14 protein-coding genes and 1 pseudogene are annotated in these 18,618 nt (G+C 41.6%); 3 read left to right on the top strand and 12 right to left on the bottom strand.

The genetic code is table 11. The features are described from left to right. Positions 1 to 219 precede the first annotated feature (219 nt). Together AC1S8V_RS16090 and AC1S8V_RS16085 are read right to left on the bottom strand one after the other, a co-directional pair. Complete coding sequence (locus AC1S8V_RS16090; protein WP_482069881.1) at positions 220 to 936, bottom strand: class I SAM-dependent methyltransferase; 717 nt, start codon at positions 934 to 936, stop codon at positions 220 to 222. Positions 937 to 1,002: 66 nt separating this feature from the next. After that, the gene (locus tag AC1S8V_RS16085) at positions 1,003 to 1,911 is read right to left on the bottom strand and encodes a LysR family transcriptional regulator (protein ID WP_482069880.1); all 909 of its coding nucleotides are present in this window, start codon (positions 1,909 to 1,911) and stop codon (positions 1,003 to 1,005) included. A 145-nt stretch (positions 1,912 to 2,056) separates the two neighbouring features. On the opposite strand from AC1S8V_RS16085, the pseudogene AC1S8V_RS16080 reads away from it, so the two are divergent. Then, positions 2,057 to 2,622: pseudogene (locus tag AC1S8V_RS16080) on the top strand (alpha/beta hydrolase family protein); the annotation flags it as partial. Positions 2,623 to 3,014: 392 nt separating this feature from the next. On the opposite strand, the gene AC1S8V_RS16075 reads toward AC1S8V_RS16080, so the two are convergent. From AC1S8V_RS16075 to AC1S8V_RS16060, 4 genes are all read right to left on the bottom strand, one after another. Further along, positions 3,015 to 4,313, bottom strand: coding sequence for an IS110 family RNA-guided transposase (locus AC1S8V_RS16075; RefSeq protein WP_482069879.1), 1,299 nt, complete (start codon positions 4,311 to 4,313; stop codon positions 3,015 to 3,017). An 86-nt stretch (positions 4,314 to 4,399) separates the two neighbouring features. Further along, positions 4,400 to 4,891 carry a hypothetical protein gene (locus tag AC1S8V_RS16070; RefSeq protein ID WP_482069878.1) on the bottom strand — a complete coding sequence of 164 codons (492 nt, stop codon included), beginning with the start codon at positions 4,889 to 4,891 and terminating at the stop codon, positions 4,400 to 4,402. Positions 4,892 to 5,562: 671 nt separating this feature from the next. Further along, a complete protein-coding gene (locus AC1S8V_RS16065; protein WP_482074499.1) occupies positions 5,563 to 6,726 on the bottom strand; it encodes an MFS transporter in 1,164 nt (387 codons plus the stop codon). 429 nt (positions 6,727 to 7,155) lie between these two features. Then, on the bottom strand, positions 7,156 to 9,018 hold the full coding sequence (locus AC1S8V_RS16060; RefSeq protein WP_482069877.1) for a beta-glucoside-specific PTS transporter subunit IIABC: 1,863 nt from the start codon (positions 9,016 to 9,018) through the stop codon (positions 7,156 to 7,158). A gap of 417 nt (positions 9,019 to 9,435) precedes the next feature. Here AC1S8V_RS16060 and AC1S8V_RS16055 point away from each other — a divergent pair, with 417 nt between their 5' ends. Then, positions 9,436 to 10,179, top strand: coding sequence for a MurR/RpiR family transcriptional regulator (locus tag AC1S8V_RS16055; protein WP_482069876.1), 744 nt, complete (start codon positions 9,436 to 9,438; stop codon positions 10,177 to 10,179). Positions 10,180 to 10,280: 101 nt separating this feature from the next. On the opposite strand, the gene AC1S8V_RS16050 is transcribed toward AC1S8V_RS16055, so the two are convergent. The 3 genes from AC1S8V_RS16050 to AC1S8V_RS16040 form a co-directional block, all read right to left on the bottom strand. After that, positions 10,281 to 11,453 carry an MFS transporter gene (locus AC1S8V_RS16050; RefSeq protein WP_482069875.1) on the bottom strand — a complete coding sequence of 391 codons (1,173 nt, stop codon included), beginning with the start codon at positions 11,451 to 11,453 and terminating at the stop codon, positions 10,281 to 10,283. A gap of 25 nt (positions 11,454 to 11,478) precedes the next feature. Beyond that, entirely contained in the window at positions 11,479 to 12,903 is a 1,425-nt protein-coding gene (locus AC1S8V_RS16045) for a glycoside hydrolase family 1 protein (RefSeq protein ID WP_482069874.1), read from the bottom strand. A 292-nt stretch (positions 12,904 to 13,195) separates the two neighbouring features. Beyond that, positions 13,196 to 14,677 (bottom strand): FAD-dependent oxidoreductase, encoded by a 1,482-nt coding sequence (locus AC1S8V_RS16040; RefSeq protein WP_482069873.1) that lies wholly within the window; start codon positions 14,675 to 14,677, stop codon positions 13,196 to 13,198. A 155-nt stretch (positions 14,678 to 14,832) separates the two neighbouring features. Between AC1S8V_RS16040 and AC1S8V_RS16035 the strand changes: the two genes are divergently transcribed. Next, a complete protein-coding gene (locus AC1S8V_RS16035) occupies positions 14,833 to 15,402 on the top strand; it encodes a TetR/AcrR family transcriptional regulator (protein WP_482069872.1) in 570 nt (189 codons plus the stop codon). 146 nt (positions 15,403 to 15,548) lie between these two features. Here AC1S8V_RS16035 and AC1S8V_RS16030 read toward each other — a convergent pair whose 3' ends face one another. From AC1S8V_RS16030 to AC1S8V_RS16020, 3 genes are all read right to left on the bottom strand, one after another. Continuing rightward, the gene (locus tag AC1S8V_RS16030; protein WP_482069871.1) at positions 15,549 to 16,253 is read right to left on the bottom strand and encodes a hypothetical protein; all 705 of its coding nucleotides are present in this window, start codon (positions 16,251 to 16,253) and stop codon (positions 15,549 to 15,551) included. A 112-nt stretch (positions 16,254 to 16,365) separates the two neighbouring features. Next, positions 16,366 to 17,748, bottom strand: a complete 1,383-nt coding sequence (locus AC1S8V_RS16025; RefSeq protein WP_482069870.1) for a sensor histidine kinase — start codon at positions 17,746 to 17,748, stop codon at positions 16,366 to 16,368. Between the two features lie 41 nt (positions 17,749 to 17,789). Continuing rightward, on the bottom strand, positions 17,790 to 18,497 hold the full coding sequence (locus AC1S8V_RS16020; RefSeq protein ID WP_482069869.1) for a response regulator transcription factor: 708 nt from the start codon (positions 18,495 to 18,497) through the stop codon (positions 17,790 to 17,792). Positions 18,498 to 18,618: the final 121 nt, after the last annotated feature.

The raw sequence follows: 18,618 nt of genomic DNA, 5'->3' as shown, positions 1-18,618 counted from the left end.
TAGCCGGGTCCAAAAGCTTTAGACCTATATCAAATTACACTCTATACATGGCATTGATTATATGGTAATTATCAGCATTGCCTTCCCTCATCATACTCCAGTTCATCATATATGAACAAATTTCAGTGAATGGGTCTGAATAAACAATGTCTGTAGTTATTTTAGGAATAAGAATTGTGTTCAATGGGTTCTGGTCCCTCGACATTTTTTTACTAACTGCTATTTTACACAATGAAAAATAAACGATCCATTCTCAGAATTTGCTTGTTTAAATTCCCAATCACCATATGTTTTAACTTTTGAAAAACCTATTTGTTTCAGCGACTCATCGAATGCTTCTTGATTTCGAAACCGCAGCTGCATTTTTTCATGAACTAACACTTTGTCTGTTTTAGTATTTTTTACAATTTCATAGAAAGTGTAAATATCTCCCTCAAACCCTTCATATTCTGTATAAATTTCTAAAGGATCTCCGCTTAGTCTATCTTTAGCTAAGTCAGGAGTTTTGTCCTTCTCCCATTCTTCCCATACTTTTACCAAAGGGTTTCTTGTATCAAAAATAAAGTGACCCCCCAGTTTTAGGGATCGGAATACGTCTGAGATTACTCGCTTCCAACTATCATCTGTAAGAAATACCTGTGCAACATTGGCTGTCATAATTACCGCATCATAGGTATTGGTTTGTAAATCTGCACTATCACCTATGATCCAATTCACATTTCCGGAATTATCTTTACTTCTCGCCATTTCAATCGCTTCTTCATTGGGATCTATAGCGGTAATTTTATAACCGCACGCAACAAGATGAGTAGTCCATCTTCCTGTTCCACAGCCCAGGTCAGCTATAAGTTCTACTTTTAATCTCTTTAACAATGCAAGGAAAAATTCATCGTCTTTTCCCCAATGGTTAATCTGGTCGTACACTAATGGAATCATAAATAATGTCTCCCCACTTTCAGCAGCGTTTTACTGTGCTCAACAGTTTGATGTCTCATACATAAGCTATACGGTTTTATTTTCATTCTGTGAACCAAAAACTTCCCTGGTTGCTTCTATAAAAGATAACATGATTGGTGAAAGCCACTTGTCTTTATGCCACAACATCTGTGTATATACCTGCAAGTCCGGAATTTGCCATGGGAGGACAACAAGTTCTCCGCGTTCAACTTCAGACTCCACGACGATCTCAGGAAGAAAGGCAATACCGATGCCTGAAATTGCACATTGTTTAATGGCTTCAGCACTTTGAAACTCTAAATATGTAATGCTATCAATCCCCTCTTTCTCAAATGACCGATCAAACATCGTTCGATAGGGACAACCCTTCTCATTTGTCAGGAACACTTCTTCATGAAAATCTTCCAATTGCAGCACAGTTCGTTTGGCGAGTGGGTGATCTGGAGCAGCTAACAATCGGAAATGTTCTTCCAGCAAAGGTTCCACGGAAAGTCCACTCGAGCGAATGGGTTCATCCAACATATAAACAATATCCGTGGTTCCCTCAAAGAGCGTTTGCTTGAGCTCTTGATTCGGAACTGAGCGGAAGATTAGACGAACTCCCGGATGCTGCGAACGAAAGCGTTGGAAGACAGGTGGAAGCCGGTAGGAGCAAATAACCTCATTTGCACTTATCGTTAAGGTACCACTTAGTTTTTCATTATCATGAACAGCACTACGAGCTTCGTCCATTTTCTCAAGAACGCCTTGGGCGTGTGTTAAAAAGCGTTTACCCGCAGTTGTGAGCGCGAGTTGCTTGCCCAACCGGTCAAAGAGGCGAACACCTAACTCATCTTCCAATGCTTTAATTTGCATCGTGACGTTGGAAGGAACGTAGCTCAGCACTTCTGCTGCCCGCGTGAAATTCAATGTTGTTGCAACCGTACAAAACGTATTCAGTTGACGAAATTCCATCCGATGATCCCCCCTTCATCTTTCAATTTTATTGAATACTATCTTGAATTCTATTCACTTTTATTGAGAGTATCACAGCTCTATACTGAGTACAAGAGATCACAGTGAACATGTGGTTTTTCATTTTGAAGGGAGAAAATATACGATGGATTATGAAATTTTTAATTTGGGTGATGTCATCTTACAATCAGGAGTGACGTTACCAAATGCTTTTCTTGCTTATAAAACATACGGAAAATTAAATGAACATAAAGATAATGTTATTGTCTATCCAACGGCTTTTGGGGATCAGCATGTTCAGAATGAATGGCTCATTGGCAGCGGGATGGCACTGGATCCAGAGAAATATTTTATTATCGTCCCCAATTTGCTGGGCAATGGACTCTCCTCTTCTCCCAGTAACACGCCTCCTCCATTCGATCGGGCTAACTTTCCACAGGTAACCATCTATGACAACGTTCGATTCCAGCACCAACCGCTGACCGAAAAATTCGGTATTCAAAAGATTGCTCTCGTCGTCGGGTGTATGCGGGATGGGGACTATCACATGCGTTTTATAGAGAAGGGCTTTACCGTGAGATGGGATTTGACACATTGGAGGATTTTGTAGCTGGTGTCTGAGAAGATAGCTTTATGAATATGGATCCGCATAATGTTCTGGCCATGTTATGGACAGGCCAACATGCAGATATCAGTGCAAACCCCTCCCACTAAAAAGTAATGTTTTCGCCTGTTTTCTCTCTCATTCTTAGATTTACAACTTCGACATCTCAGGGTAATGGAAGGAGATTGGTTTAGAACCATATTTTTCTGAAAAGGCCGGTGACGGGAACAGGGCTTGGACTCGATTTTCCAAACTGTGGATGATACGTATGATCGCACAGTGGATCTCCACATCTTCCCTTGGGGTTTACCCTCCCATGTCACGCTGGGTCGTTGCCCTTACATTCCTTCGTTCTACCTGCCAAGGGGTGGAGGCCGATTCTCGCTCCTATACGGGGTCATTGCCCTTATGGTTTATTCAACTTCGGCTTCTCCGGTGCTTCATTTGTCAAGTTGTATATCTGATGTTGAGATGAGGTTCAGGTAGTATTGGTTTGAATTTAAGCTGCGTTCTGTTGTAGCTGTTTTTGTCGTACAGGTCCAAGAACATCGTTTGCATGATATGCGATTTGCTTTGTCCCCAGCGTGTGCAAGACGCGTATCAGTTTGCCACACAGCGCAATAAGGGACTGCTTTTTCTTCAATGGATTTTGACTTCGTGTTGTGAAATACCTGTGAAGCGCCTTGAATTCCTCATTCTTAGCTACCATTGGCATGACGCAACGGAACAACAAGGCTCGGAGCCTGGAGCGTCCGCGCTTGGTGATGCCCGTTTTACCCTTCCGTTTACCGGAACTATTTTCTTTTAAATTCAAGCCCGCCAACCGGATGATTTGTTGTCCGTGGTCGTAATGACTCAGATCGCCAACCTCAGCCAGAAATCCTGCAACGGTAACCGCGCCAACGCCTGGTATATTCAACATCTGCGTTGTTCCCGGGATCTCACTCAAGATGTCCATGACCTGATTCATGGTCATTTCCACCTGTTTAGAGAAAAGCTCAAACTGGTCGAGCAAGCTCAGAAGCTCCAGTCTCGCAGCTCGTAACCCTTCGGTAAGCCCGATGGATGTCCCGGCTGTCGCAAAGAGCTTTTCCGCTCTCTTGATACCGACTCCGCGCTTCACTTCCGTTTTCCAGTGTGCGAGAACGCCTCTGGCGCCTGTAGAGACGATCTCTTCCGGTGTCGGAAACTGGCGCATGGTCATTAGCGAAGCTTTGCCTTCCCAGTCCTTAAACACGCTGAGATACTCAGGGAAATAGCGGTCGATCCAGTTATGCACGCGGGCCTTCACTTGATTCAAACTCACCATAACCTTTTCACGAAAATTCATGAGAATCCGTAATTCGGCGTATTCCATCGTCGGTAGTTTAGGCTCAGAGTACTTCCCATTGCGTATGAGGTCTGCGATTACCTTGGCATCCTTATAGTCGCTCTTCGTCGGGGAGTTATCCTCAAGTTCCTTGCTCTTGTTTACGTGATGCGGGTTCACAATGACGACCTTTATATCTCGAGCTTCCAGAAAAGCAGCTAGCGGAAACCAGTAGTGCCCGGTAGGCTCGATTCCGAAAACAATGTCCGTTTTCAAATGAACCTCCTGAAGTTCTTTCATCCATGTTACTAGCTTCGTTAACCCTTCCTTATTGTTGTGGAACACGCAGTCTTTTCCTAATTCAATGCCGCGGAAATCTACCGCTCTAGCTACGTGAATCTTTTTGGCAATGTCTGCTCCTATGACTAGCGTACCTTCCGTAATTCGCGTAATACGTTGATTCTGTTTCTGTTTCATCTTATACTTCATTTGTGCGCCTCTTTTCGTATGTGGGTATTGTTCTTGTCCGGAACAACGATTCCCAGTATACTAGAGGCGCATTTTTCATTCAAAACTCAAATTACTTCATTACAGGAATAGCTCCTATTTAATGGATTATGATCGTATCTTGTACATGAAGGCACTTCACCATCGAAGGGCTGATAGCCATAAAATTCGGATAGCAATACACCTTCACCTTCGGTCCAACCCGGAAGTTGGTTCTTGAATGACTGAATATTCTTAATCGGGATCATGCCATATATCATAAATACCTGGTCATTCTGAATCGGATCCTGATAAGTTGAAGAGGCTTGAGTTAGTTTAAATAAAATCCTACTTAGATAATTAGTCGGAACCTCTAATTCGAACCGATGAATGGGTTCATAAATTTGAGTAGTTGCTTTAGCTAGTGCTCTCATTAACACAAGAGGCGTTAATTTTCGAAAATCACTAGCTGTACTAACTGCACTTGCATAGGCAGTATCAGTAAGTGTCACGATTAGATCGCGAACTTCCCAACCATATAGTCCTTGCTTAAGTGTCTCATAGACGGTTGGTTTCTTCAATTGCCTTATGAAAAGATAAAGGTAGCGAGCCGAGCTCTACTTCTAGATGATATTCAATACCGAGTGAACGAGGATTCGGATCAATACGAAAGCCTACAGTACTATGAAATGGGTTTCCTTTTGTAAGAGAAGTATTTTCACAATGAACGGAAGAATGGCAATTCTGTATGGCTGTAATTTAATGGGGAATGCCCTCACCAGTAATTGCTGAGCCAAATAGCACCGGATAAACTTGTGCTCGCTTGAACTGTTCTAGAAATTCCGATTCAAAGTCAACGAAAAAAAATGCTATAATAGTGACTTCAATGGGAATATGTTCTCGTCCCGCGACATTTGTGGTGTGTACGAAACTAGTGATTGAATATCTTCTTTAGTACTTTTATGCTGGTAAGGACATCTATATTAAATACGTAGCCTACCCTTTTCTTCATTATCTTGATCAATATTCATAAGGCCGATTCACCAGTTGAGGCCATCACATGGTCAGCCATGACACCAGAGATTGTGGGTGTAGGATAGTTCGGACTTTATTACCCTTTAAAAGTAATGAGTTATGAATTATAAAACAAAGAAAGCAGCTGATCACTTGGGTCAGCTGCTTTCTTATTGTTATAGAGGTTTTGTTCATCGTTAACGGGCATGTATCAAACGAAGATGATACAAGTGTTTATTCATTGCAAAGAATGTTTAGTTTGTTTTCTTTTAGATAGAGAGTTATCAAGCAACGTTGTTACGATGCCAATCACAAGGGCAAGCGCACCGATCCATGGAATATAGTTCAACAAGTTGTGGTTGACAGCAATACCCCCGATACCAGCTCCGGCAGCCATTCCAACTTGTCCAATCGCGCTATGCAAACTTAGTACAATGCCTGAAGCAGCGGGAGCGAGACTTATAAGCTGAAATTGGATTGGCGTCCCTGAGGACCAGGCTGCTAGTGCCCAGAAAATAAGTAATATATATAGAAGAAATATGGATTGGCCTATAAACGGGAATAACAGTAATGCAATGGCATGGAGTACCATTCCGCTAGTTAGTGTACGGAATGTGCCCCATTTATCTGTACTGAGTCCTCCTATTTTGGAACCAATAGCACTAGCGATACCAAATATAAACAGGGCTACCGTTACACCTTGATCACTCATGCTAAATATATCAAGGAGATACGGTGAAATGTACGTAAATAAAATGGAATATGAGCCTAACCACACGAACGTAATCAGTAACGCTGCTGCGATACGGGGTTGCATGATGAATTTAAACTGATCACGCAAAGGAACAACTTCTTCAGCAACTACTTTGGGTATTATCAGTACCGCTAGGAATAAGAGAATAAGTCCTACTACGCCAAGACCAATAAATATGATGTTCCAATCATAATGTGAAGCTACAACCCTGCCTATGGGTACACCGATAACTAATGCCGTACTATTTCCCATAATAACAGTAGCAATTGAACTGCCTTGCTTTCCTGGAGCAGCCAAAACCGCAGCAAGAGTAAGGAGCGTAACCTGAATAACACCAGCACTAAGTGCTGAAATAATTCTAGCTACGATAAGCATCTCATATCCTGTTATCGTTGCAATTAAAATGTTAATAACAGAGAATACAGTTAATGCATAAACTAAGAGTTTTTTTCGGTCTAATTTAGATGTGAATGCAATTAAAAAAGGAGTACCTACACCAAAAGCTATAGAGAACACTGTAATTAGCTGTCCAGCAGAAGAAACTGAAATGTTGCTAGATTCAGCAATTTTGTCTAGGATCCCGGCAATAACATATTCTGATGCGCCATTAAGAAAACTAATTACAGCTAATAAATATATTTTCCACATATTTTTCAACAATTGCACCTTCTTATTTCTGTATTTCTAGAAAAATAGATTAATTAACTATTCACTCATCTGGGACAAAACCATTTTCTATAAAGACCCTTCTATTGAATTAGTAGCTAAAGAACTTCCCACATTAAAACAGCCGCCAATCGAATGGTTAGACTCATTTGTATGTTCCACCTTTCAGTGTTAAATCCATAAGAGATTTCTCCATATTCAGAGTAATCCTACTTATCCGTCTGTAATACATTTTATTTTGCAAAACTTATGTTACTTTTATTATTCAAATAAATATATACATTTCGGCATTTTAGTTTGAATTAACATGAGATCACATTTGTTACTCAAAAGTAACGCAGTGTTTTATTATTAAAAACGGCAGCGTTCCAGGTATAACTTGGAATCACTGCCGCTATTAATAACATCAAATTAGGCTTTGACTGTGTACATCAATTCTTTTTCATTAATTGTGGTACGCCCAGCCGATTGGACATCGGTATATTGATACATGTTCGTAATAATGACCGGAGTAATCATATTGTAACCCGCTTTTTCGATCTCTTCACGGTCAAATTCCATCAATAGATCACCTACGGATACTTTAGCTCCAGCCTGTACCTTTCGCGAGAAGAATTGGCCTTTCAGCTTTACAGTATCAATTCCGATGTGAATCAGCATCTCTGCGCCATGATCACTTACGAGACCAATAGCATGTCCACTCTTGGACACAGATATTACTGTTCCGTTAACCGGAGATACTGCACGTCCTTCAGCAGGTTGAATGGCAAATCCTTTACCCATCATTTCTTCGGAAAAAGCAGGATCTGGCACTAGGCTAAGTGGCTTAACTTCCCCATTCATAGGGCTGAATATTGGTTGATCCTGTAATTTAGTGTCCTCAGTTACTACAGGTATAGTTGCGGTCATTGCTGATGGTGAAGCTGCCTCTTCCTGGAAGCCCAGAATATAAGTAATTACGTTAGCTACAACGAATGCAATTAAAGCAGCAATCAGTGCATAGAGCAGGTTGCTAATGTCTGGACCGACATATGAGGCAGCTCCCGGAAGACCTACAGTGCCAATGAAATAGGCTTTAACAGAAAAGGTTCCCAGAAACGCCCCAGCGACTGCGCCCCCAATGAGAGCTGCAATAAATGGCTTTTTGAATTTCATGTTAATTCCGTACATTGCAGGCTCCGTAATTCCCATAAGAGCAGTCAGTCCTGTAGAATATGAAAGTGATTTGGTTTGGGTATTTTTGGACTTGAAGCCCACACCAAATGCAGCACCACCCTGTGCCATATTAGCTGCGAACATTAACGGAACGATAAAATCGTAACCAAGTGTTGCGATTGAACCAACTGCAAGCGGTAACAGCGCATAGTGCATGCCTGTAATAATCAGTACAGACATCGTGCCACCAATTAATATACTTGCAAAAATGGATGCGTTATCAAATAACCATCCGATTCCCCCAGATAAACCGTTTCCAATAATGCCACCCAGTGGTCCGATCGCTATCAAGGTTAGTGGTACCATGATAAGTAACGTAACAGTTGGTACAACAATCAGTTTCAGTGAAGAATGAGTGATGCGGTCAATCGCTCTTTCCACGTAAGCAGCAATCCAGATTGCAATGACGATGGGAATGACCGATGATGCATAGGATGTGGCAATAACTGTAATGCCTGCAAACGATGTATTACCCTCTTGAAGCAACGCTGTAATGGTTGGGTGCATGAGACCGGCCGCTAGTGCAGCACCTACATAAACATTGCTCCCCATTTTCTTCGCAGCACTAATGGCCAGAATAATGGGCAGGAAGTAGAATGCGCCATCCCCAACGGCGGACAAAATGATATAAGTTGAACTTGTATTCGTCATCCAACCAAGAGCCACCAGAATGGACACGATCCCTTTGATCATACCTGCGCCAGCAATTGCTGGCAGGATTGGCGTGAACATGCCCGCGATGAAATCAAATAATGCGCTGATCGGATTCCTTTGTTTCTTTCCGCCTTTTGGAGCACTTTCTCCCTTAGGGGTCTTGTTCATGTTGTTCACTAATGCTTTATACACTTCGGATACTTCACTGCCAATAATCACCTGAAACTGTCCACCGTTTTCCGTTACACCCATAACACCAGGTGTGTTCTTTAACGTTGCTCTGTCTGCTTGATTGTTATCGTTTAGATTGAATCTGAGTCGAGTCATGCAGTGAGTAACTTGATCGATATTCTCTTCCCCACCAACCAGTTTGAGAATATCTTTGGACAATTGTTGTTTATCCATGATGTAGGGCTCCTTCGACGTATATTAAGGTAGTAAAGCTAAATTTTTTAGGATAGCAAAACAAACTCATTATGTTTTCATATGACAGCTATTGTGATATTCTCAAGCAGACTAAGGAAGCTCAACAAGCTTGGAACTTGAACTAGTTAAGGGTAGTTTGGTTTATTCGTTGCCACCTTCGTTCTCTGACCATGGACGCGTCTAGCCAGTTATAATGGAATTATCAAACATATGTTATAACGTCATGTTACTCAGATTAGAGAAGAAAATATATATTATTTATGTGTTTAGTTTCCTTTGACACGAAATGATTTTTGTAACAAAAATGTAACGCGTTGTTTTTTAGGAGAAGGTAATGTATACTGCCTAAGCAGGTTATCTATTCTTTTTATTATGGTCTTAAGGGAGTGTAAATCCATGTTCACCAGCGAGCAAATCTCATCCTATAATGAATTGGAACTATCTTTATATAACTATATTTCTCAGAACATGGAAAAAGTGGCGTACATGCGTATTAGAGAGCTGGCCGATGAAACTCATGTATCTACAGCCACCATTATGCGATTTTGCAGGAAGAATCAATGTGAGGGATTTTCGGAATTTAAAGTAAAACTTAAGATGCTCATTTCCCAAAAGGATAAATTAACGAAGCAGGAGTTGAAAAGTCCACATCATGCTGTGTATGAGTTTTTTGAACGTTCTCAATCTCCTGAATTGGAGGAAAAAATTCAAATGGCAGCAAAGTTAATTGCTAAAGCCAGTAGCGTCATTTTTATTGGTATCGGGAGTTCCGGAATAATGGGCGAATATGGAGCCCGATTTTTTTCAAATCTAGGGATCTGCTCCGTGTACATAAAAGATCCCCATTATCCTGTTCATATTAAAATGCAAAAAGATAGCGTTACGATTGCATTATCTACGCGAGGTGAAAACCCGTATGTTCTACCTTATCTCCAACGGATCAAGCAGGAGAAACATAAAATTGTGGCGATAACGAACAATCGCCAATCCACCATGGCTAAAATATCAGATGTAAGTATCCCTTATTATGTAAAAGAAGAGTATTACGAATCCACTAACATCACCACTCAGGTTCCTGTTACTTTCCTGTTAGAATGGCTGGGACGAGAGGTTTTCAAAGAAATGGTAAATACAGAATGAGAACTATAAGAGAGAACTCGTTCTTTCTAAAAATACGCACCAGAAAGAGAGTCATCTGGACTCTCTTTTAAGTCGTTATGGCTCTCAACTGGATGACTACGTTAGACTCTTTCCGTTACTTGTTTTCCTCGTGTTGCTACAATTTGCGTCATAATCATTAGGATGATGATCACAATCATTCCAATCATAGCAGGTGTGAAACTATTGGAAGCATCATGAATCCAACCTAGCAGTATTGGACCAAGTGCTCCAATGACATACCCAGCAGATTGTTGCATCGCTGACCAGGAAGTCGCATCGTTCACATTGGTTGTAGAATCAATCGGTAACATCAGGTTTAAAGTGAACAAGCCCCCTGCTCCAACCCCAAAGAGCACAACGGAAACCATCGGTATGAAATTCATCATCAATAAAATCAAACCAACAATCATGAACAGAGATTCACCAACCATCCATACTCTTCTTGAAGGAAAGTTCTTCAATAATACAGGAAGTATAAAGCTAATTGGGATTTGGATTACAACAAATATGGTCAGACAAAGCGTTGCATAGGATTTGCTATACCCCATTTCCTGAATTATTAACGGGAGCCACGCTGTAAAAGAATAAAACAACATAGCCATTAATCCAAATGAGAGCGTAAGCGTCCATGCGCTTCTATTTCCCCAGGGAAGTTTAATTTGCGGACGTTCTTTTATTTCACTCACATGAACAGATTCAGATCGCGGCTTCACCATGATCCACCAAACGATCGCTGCTACAAAGGCAATTACTGCCCACCCTCCTACCGCTGTCTGCCAAGAATTGAAGTATGCCTCTAAGGGAATGGATACCATTGAACTAACTGCAGCCCCTACAGTGATCGCAATACTATAGAGTGCAATCATGGATGGAACATGATCGGGAAAATACTTTTTAATAAAACCTGAAGTTAACGGGCCAATCGAAGCGATCCCGATACCTACGATCAATGCAGATAAAAGTAAAACGAACGTAGACTGTGTAAATAGCCGAGTGGCTATTCCGATTCCCACCACGATCAGGGAATATCCAATGATTCGTTCTATTCCCCATTTCCCACTTGCTTTGACGGCAAAAGGTGAGAATACGCCCATACATAGTACAGGTATTGAAGTTAGCAAACTGGCTAGTGCAGCACTCATCCCCAGATCTTCCCGAATCGTATCTAACAGCGGAGATATGGAATTAATAGCTGGGCGCAAATTCAATGTAGCAACAAATAAAGCAATAATTAAAAACATTTTTTTTCTCATCTTCTACTCCCATTAGCGCCTATCACTATTCTCGAAACAAACTGCTCCCGTTACTCTGAATGACTTCTTTATACCAGTGGAAGGACTTCTTACGATAGCGTTCCAATGTTCCTGAACCATCATCATGACGATCCACATAGATGAATCCGTATCGTTTTTTCAATTCTGAAGTTGTTGCACTCACCAAGTCAATACAACCCCATGTTGCATATCCCATCAATTCAACACCATCTTGAATGGCTTCAGCGACTTGAAGCAAGTGCTCCTTCAAATATTTAATGCGATAATCATCAATAACAGTTTTATTACCATCTCCATCCGTAATCAGTTCATCTACGGCTCCTAATCCATTTTCAACGATGAATAATGGCTTCTGATAACGATCATACATCGCATTCATGATGTACCTTAAGCCTTGAGGGTCGATCTGCCAACCCCAATCACTCGCGGTCAAGAGCGGATTAGGAACACCACCAATCAGGTTTCCTTCTCCTTTAATTTGCTTGGCTGGATCAGCCGTTTCACAACTACTTTGGTAGTAGCTAAAGGAAATAAAGTCAACGGTATTTTTCAAAATTTCTTCGTCGCCAGGTTCAAAATGAATGGTAATCCCGTTATCTTTCAAATAACGTTTCATGTAACCGGGGTAGTAACCACGCACGTGAACATCCGTAAATCCTGTGTTCTTATGATCAGCTTCCATCACTTTGATCATATCATTAGGGTCAGGAGTCAGTGGGTAAATCGGCATAGCAATGACCATACAACCAATTTTGAACTCCGGGTTAATTTCATGCCCTATTTTAACAGCCAGAGCACTTGCAACAAACTCGTGGTGAATGGCTTGGTACAGATCCTGTTTGCTCAGTTGATCCTTATGTGTGTTGATCCCACCGCTTACAAACGGATGTTCCAGAATCGAATTAATCTCGTTAAATGTGAGCCAATACTTCACTTTGTCTTTATATCTTTCAAAAATGGTTCGCACATATCGTTCATAGAAATCGATCATTTTTCGATTCACCCAGCCATCATATTCCCTAGCAAGATGTAAAGGAGTCTCATAATGAGAGATCGTAACCAGAGGTTCAATACCGTATTTCCGGCACTCGTCAAACAGGTTGTCGTAAAATTGGAGGCCTTTCTCGTTCGGCTCAAGTTCATCCCCTTTGGGGAAGATTCTGGACCAAGCTATAGACGTGCGAAAAACTTTGAATCCCATTTCGGCAAGGAGTTTAATATCTTCTTTGTATCGATGATAGAAGTCAATCGCGACTAACTTCATATTATCCTCTGTTGGTTCTGTTGTTGGAGGTGTCTGAATGCCGTGTGGCATGATATCCTGAATGGATAGTCCTTTCCCGTCCTCTAGATATGCACCCTCAATTTGGTTAGCAGAGACCGAGCCTCCCCACAAAAAATCATTAGGAAATTGAAATGTTTGACTCATTTTGTAAGCCCACCTTTCTTTTAAACCTTCAGCTGATCTGGATAAAAAACGATCCCACTTTACGGTTTTTTTTGATCATGTATTTGTTTTCACAACTTATGTTACATAGATTAATTCATAAAATATATGTTATTTCGTAATTAGTTCAAGGTATCACAGATTCACATTTGTAACATAAAAGTAACACAGTGTTTTAAAGAATTACTGTATGCTAGCTCAAGGGTAACTGTACTTCTAACACGCCATCATAATAGTCAACAAAATAAAAAAAGCCGTCAAAATGACGACTTCATCATGATAAGTTATCCATATACTCCAGTTGAAATAATGGAATGATCTCATCTAATTTTTGCTGGTACAAATCCGGATCCTGGACACTAAGCGCTGCTCTTAATTCAATTTCTTCTTCTGAACCATTGTCGTTCAGAATCATGTCCAGGACATCCACTTTGAAATATTCACTTGGAGGAAGGATCAAAGCATTCATCAGGAATTGCATAAAAAAGAGATCGTTATCTTTTTCCTGATCCGCTTTTTTCATCGCTTGCTTCGTAAATAAGTTGATATATTTCTGAGCAAAATCCACTCCTTTCAGTTCATAAGGCCCACCATGTTCTACCCCTCTCCAACGCAGGTCAGCCACGGAACTAAGCCACCAAGCTGGATCGATGGCCTGCTGCATACGAAGCAATACGTTCCGTTCAAACTGCGGATCGGGATGCAAGCGCTGTGTTTCCAAAGACTTTCCTATAGTCTCAGCTTCGATCGCAGCAACGGTGATACCTTGTCCATGAATAGGGTCAAAGCTGCAAAATGCATCACCAAGGACGAGTAATCCAGATGGCCAATCTTCCATGAGTTCAAAATGCTGACGAACAGACTCGGATATACGGTATCCGCGCGGCCCTTGCACAGGCTCCAACCGTTCCATCAACTCCACAATTTTATCTGATGCAAATAAATGTTTGAGTTGTTCTTGAAACTCCTCTGGCTGAGTTGAAGGATATTCATCTCCTCCTGCGTTAAAAAGAATGAGTCCAGCGATATCATCCTCAATGCGCGTAAATATGCCTGCACGAATACCTTGCTCAGGATCTGAATCAGACATCACCCATTCGTTTGGAATGGGTGATTTTATGTTGTAATAACGGGTGCTATAACCAAGAGATACCTTTAGTACTTCTGGTTCTGGCACATTCAACCCTATTTTATCAAGCCACCTAATCAATTTGGAAGAACGTCCTGAGGCATCAATAACCATATTCGCTGAAAGTTGGTCTTCCCTTTTTTCACCGCTTCTTTCTTTGGTATAAATGCCTGTAACAGCATACTGGTCTTCAGATACGATGAGTCCGGTAACTTCCATACTTGTTAAGAAGCTTATATGAGGGATGTTTTGGATTCGCTTGCGCAGCACCCATTCCAGCAAAGCTCTGCTGCACGATGCAATTTTAAATGAAGAAGGATCCTCCTTGTTAACTAATGTACCGTATCGATTAGTAACTATAAGCTTCTCATCGTGTGAAGAGATCGCCCCCAATTCTATCAATTCGTCATTGTATCCTGGGAAATAATGTTCCATAATCAGCGCGCCGCGTGGTTGTACACGGTGTGGATGAAAAGATTGAGGTACACCCTGCCGGTTATTTGGCTCCGAAGGGAATTCATCTCTTTCAATCACACATACTTCCTCATAATAATCAGTTAACATTCTTGCAGTAATTAATCCTGCAATCCCTGCCCCGATCACAACAGCTTTTTTCTTGTCAGACATCGAAATTTCATCCTTTCTATGAAATTTGATTTATCTACACTTGTAGATAAATCAAAATATTTCTTATAATACCAATATATAATTAAAATTTATTTTATAGTAAGAATCAATATAGGGATGGTATATAGTTAAACTACGATATGGAAGTGGTGTAGATGAAAATCAATGAAAAAAAGCTTGATTTAAGAGTTGCCAGGACTCATAAATTGTTAATTACGGCCTTTAAAGATCTGTTATCTGAGCAAGGCAAACTATTCAGCAATATCACGATTAATGAGATATGTGACAAAGCGATGGTTCACCGTACAACGTTTTACAAACATTTTGAGGATAAATTTGCGCTGTTATCCGCTACCCTCACGTGGGTTCTTCAGGATTATTTACAAATGAGTATAGAAGATCGGCTTCGGCAGCCCTTGCAAAGCCTATCTAGATTCATGTTGGAGAATTTACTAGAGCCGATTGTTCAAAATCAGAAGAATGACAAGGGATTTACTGACTTTTTCAAAAACTATATCGGAGATATATCCAGAAGAGATTTTCTTGCACTAAAAAGAAGAGGTAAGCAATTCTCACCTCCCATAGAACTCTTAGCCGAATATCATTCAGGGGTCATTAGTTTACTTGTGACGTGGTGGATATATCATCTTGAAGAAGATGTTACGGCAGAACAGATGGATGAGTATTACTATCAAATGGTTAACGAGAAAATCATGTTAGATTAGCACGAAGCTCAATCTAAAATCCATATCTGATTTTAAGTTTGAGCTTTAAAGTTATAGATCACGTCCCATAAAGATGGCGATCAAAGCAAAAAAGCCGCTAAATTAGCGACTTCAATAGGATTATGTTCTTGTCCTTCGACTTTATATTAGTCCAGAAGGCTGTAGATCTGAATGCTCTCCACCTTGGCATCCTTGATATGAAAAGACATCACATCCACATAATTGGATGGCTCGTAACGGAAGTCATCCTCCTCATTAGGGGCTCCATCACCAAGAAGTTTCCCCTCAGGGTAGGCGTTTTTGAGTGTATCCAGGCTATCTCCTGCTTTAATGTTTCGCACTGTTGCGTACTTAGGATCTGTAATTTCGATATGAAAGATGGAGTCTTGTTTCCCCTCCGGTATACTGATTGTTTTAATCTCCAGACCAGGATACGTATACACTTTTTCTGTAAAACCGATTAACGTATCCATGTTTGTTCCATCGTCGGCACTGTACGTATGAGATTTCAGGTTATCCGGTTTGCCCAGCATCTGTTCCATCTGATCTTCATTCGCTGTGTCCGAAATCGCAATGGTGTGCTCATTATAGACAAAAGCAAGCTCCTTCAGCACCACATTGCCTTCCTTCTCCATCGAACCTTCCTTAATAGCTTCAGTACCCTTTTCTTCCGAATTTTCTGAAGCAGGCGCAGTAGAATTGGTTGCTCCTTCGCCTATGCTTTGTTCATTCGCTGTGTTCTGTCCGGTTGCTGGAGATGTAGCATCACTGGACTGACAGCCCGTCAGTGCCATCGTTAGTAAAATACTCAGCAGGATAACACCTGTAGCTTTGTTTATCAATTTCATCATGATCCCTCCATAAATGTGTGATTTCTTCTTATGAAGTAATTATAAAAAAAGCATTTGTTAGTCTCATAACAAAATTGTATCAATCTTGTAACGTTACTATTCACGCGCGTGTTTACGCACGGGGTAACATAATCGTAACGGTCGTTCCTTCCCCGATTTGACTTTCCATGTCGATATATCCATTAAACCGCTCTACAATCTCTTTGCAAATAGAAAGTCCAAGACCTGAACCGTTCGCTGTGCTTGCATTTTTCGCCCGGTAAAAACGTTCCTGCACTCTCTCCAGCTCATCGCCCGCGATACCGATACCTTGATCACGTATCCGTATAACTACCTCGCTTGGCGTATGTTCCAACTTCAATTCGATTAGCGATGGACTGCCTGAATATTTGATGGCATTGTCCAGAAGGTTGGCGATCGCATGGGACATCAGCATTGGATTCACGTTGGCGTGGACTCTCGTCAGAAGCTTATCCTCCGATTTCGCTTCCGCCTCCCTGAACATAATCTCGATTCCTTTATCTTTGGCCTTGGCAGCCATTCTCGTTGCGACTTGCTGAATCAGTTCGTTCATTTCCGTTTTCTCGACTTCCAGTTCGTTAGAACCAGCCTTGTCGAATCGGGATAACAACAACAGTTCATTAATCAAGCGCGTCAGCCGATCCGATTCCTGCAGCAGATGAGCATAGATTTTTTGCAGCTCCTTGTTCTCGTTCTCCCCTTCAAGCAAGTATTGAGAGAAACCACGAATGGCTGCCAAGGGTGTTTTTAACTCGTGAGATACGTTGGAGACAAATTGTTTCTGGTACTGAATGTAATCATGAAGCTGCCGCCCCATGGAGTCCAGCCCATCTGCCAGCATGCCCAGCTCATCCTTCCGGTTTAGATGAACTCTCCGAAACTCCTGTCTAGAGAAACTTTGCGTGGCGCCAAGCAACAGCTTAATCGGCTTGGTTGTGTTGCGGGCAATCCACAGGCTGGATAACGTAATCAGCACAATAAATCCGCCTGCACCCGCAAACAGGATATAACGGATTTGATCCATAATCGCATAAAAGTAGGAAATGTCCTCCACGAACTCATACACATAAGCGTTTTCGTAGAATTGATCCTGAATGGGCGTCGCAAAATAAAGCAGATGATCTTCCGTTACGGTGTAGGCATAACTGCCGCTCAGGGCTTTCTCAATATTTTTTTCAAAAATAAGAGGTTTGCCGTCATTAATGATGATGCCGTCCACAGCCAGGCCCAGCAACTGCTTGGAGCTGTCATAGATACGTACTTCCTTGCCCGAAGCTTTCAGCTTCTCCTGAGCAAGTCTGACAATTTCCTTGGTCTGGGGCTCTCCTGAAGATGACCTATGCTGTGATAACACCTCACGGAAGGACAACTCGGACAGATCCGCCTTCTCCATCATCTGTTTTTCAATGGTAATGAAGCTGTAGTAATCGATGGCTTTATTCACCGCAAAAATGATGATACCAAAGGACAGCACGGAGAAAAATAAATAATTCAGCAGTAACCGGGTTGCATACTTCAGGCCTCGCCACCTCCAAGTTGATAGCCAAATCCATAGATCGTCCTGACATACTTCGGTTCGTCCGCGTTATCCTCCAGCTTCTTCCGTAATCGCATGATGGTCATATCTACACTACGACTGTCTCCCATAAAGTCATATCCCCATCCGATCTGCAGCAGCTCATCCCGGGTAAAGATTTTGTCTGGCCTTTTGAGTAACGTTTCCAGAATTTTAAACTCTTTGGCCGTTAAAGACACGGGTACACCGTTTTTCAGCACCCTGCGGCTTTCCAGATCAAATGTCAGCTCTTCATGAATGATGCGTGTAGATTTCACTTCTGTTCCTTCACTTGATTCCTCCTTGCTCTCGTTTCTTCTCAGAATCACCTTGATCCGAGCGAGCAATTCACGATTATCAAAGGGTTTGGTCATGTAATCTTCCGCCCCTAGCTCTAGTCCCAACACCTTGTCGATTACCTCATTCTTGGCAGAGAGCATGATCACAGGAACGGCACGTTTCCCGGTGATTTCCTTGCACAGGTCATATCCGGAGCAGTCAGGCAGCATCAAGTCAAGCACCACCAGGTCCGGTTGAAAAGTATCCAGCAGCTGCAGGGCTATTTTACCGTTTTCAGCCGTTTGAACGACGTAGTTTTCTCTTCTCAGTACGAGCTCAATTAAATCTCTGATTGCGACTTCATCGTCAATGACAAGTATTTTCTTCAATGTGCACCCCTTCTAGCCTTTCCCCAGCTTGAATCATAATTTACCCTCATCTTAGCACAGACACTTTAGATCCCTCCACCAACTGGAAGATGAGGTATATTCCAATGAGCTCAACATAACT

Source organism: Paenibacillus sp. B46(2026) (assembly GCF_056786355.1).
This window is presented reverse-complemented; position numbering and strand designations above follow the sequence as displayed.

Coding starts and splice junctions, on each gene's coding strand:
- AC1S8V_RS16090 (WP_482069881.1), bottom strand. CDS start 936: ATGATTCCATTAGTGTACGACCAGATTAACCATTGGGGAAAAGACGAT.
- AC1S8V_RS16085 (WP_482069880.1), bottom strand. CDS start 1,911: ATGGAATTTCGTCAACTGAATACGTTTTGTACGGTTGCAACAACATTG.
- AC1S8V_RS16075 (WP_482069879.1), bottom strand. CDS start 4,313: ATGAAGTATAAGATGAAACAGAAACAGAATCAACGTATTACGCGAATT.
- AC1S8V_RS16065 (WP_482074499.1), bottom strand. CDS start 6,726: ATGTGGAAAATATATTTATTAGCTGTAATTAGTTTTCTTAATGGCGCA.
- AC1S8V_RS16060 (WP_482069877.1), bottom strand. CDS start 9,018: ATGGATAAACAACAATTGTCCAAAGATATTCTCAAACTGGTTGGTGGG.
- AC1S8V_RS16055 (WP_482069876.1), top strand. CDS start 9,436: ATGTTCACCAGCGAGCAAATCTCATCCTATAATGAATTGGAACTATCT.
- AC1S8V_RS16050 (WP_482069875.1), bottom strand. CDS start 11,453: ATGAGAAAAAAAATGTTTTTAATTATTGCTTTATTTGTTGCTACATTG.
- AC1S8V_RS16045 (WP_482069874.1), bottom strand. CDS start 12,903: ATGAGTCAAACATTTCAATTTCCTAATGATTTTTTGTGGGGAGGCTCG.
- AC1S8V_RS16040 (WP_482069873.1), bottom strand. CDS start 14,677: ATGTCTGACAAGAAAAAAGCTGTTGTGATCGGGGCAGGGATTGCAGGA.
- AC1S8V_RS16035 (WP_482069872.1), top strand. CDS start 14,833: ATGAAAATCAATGAAAAAAAGCTTGATTTAAGAGTTGCCAGGACTCAT.
- AC1S8V_RS16030 (WP_482069871.1), bottom strand. CDS start 16,253: ATGATGAAATTGATAAACAAAGCTACAGGTGTTATCCTGCTGAGTATT.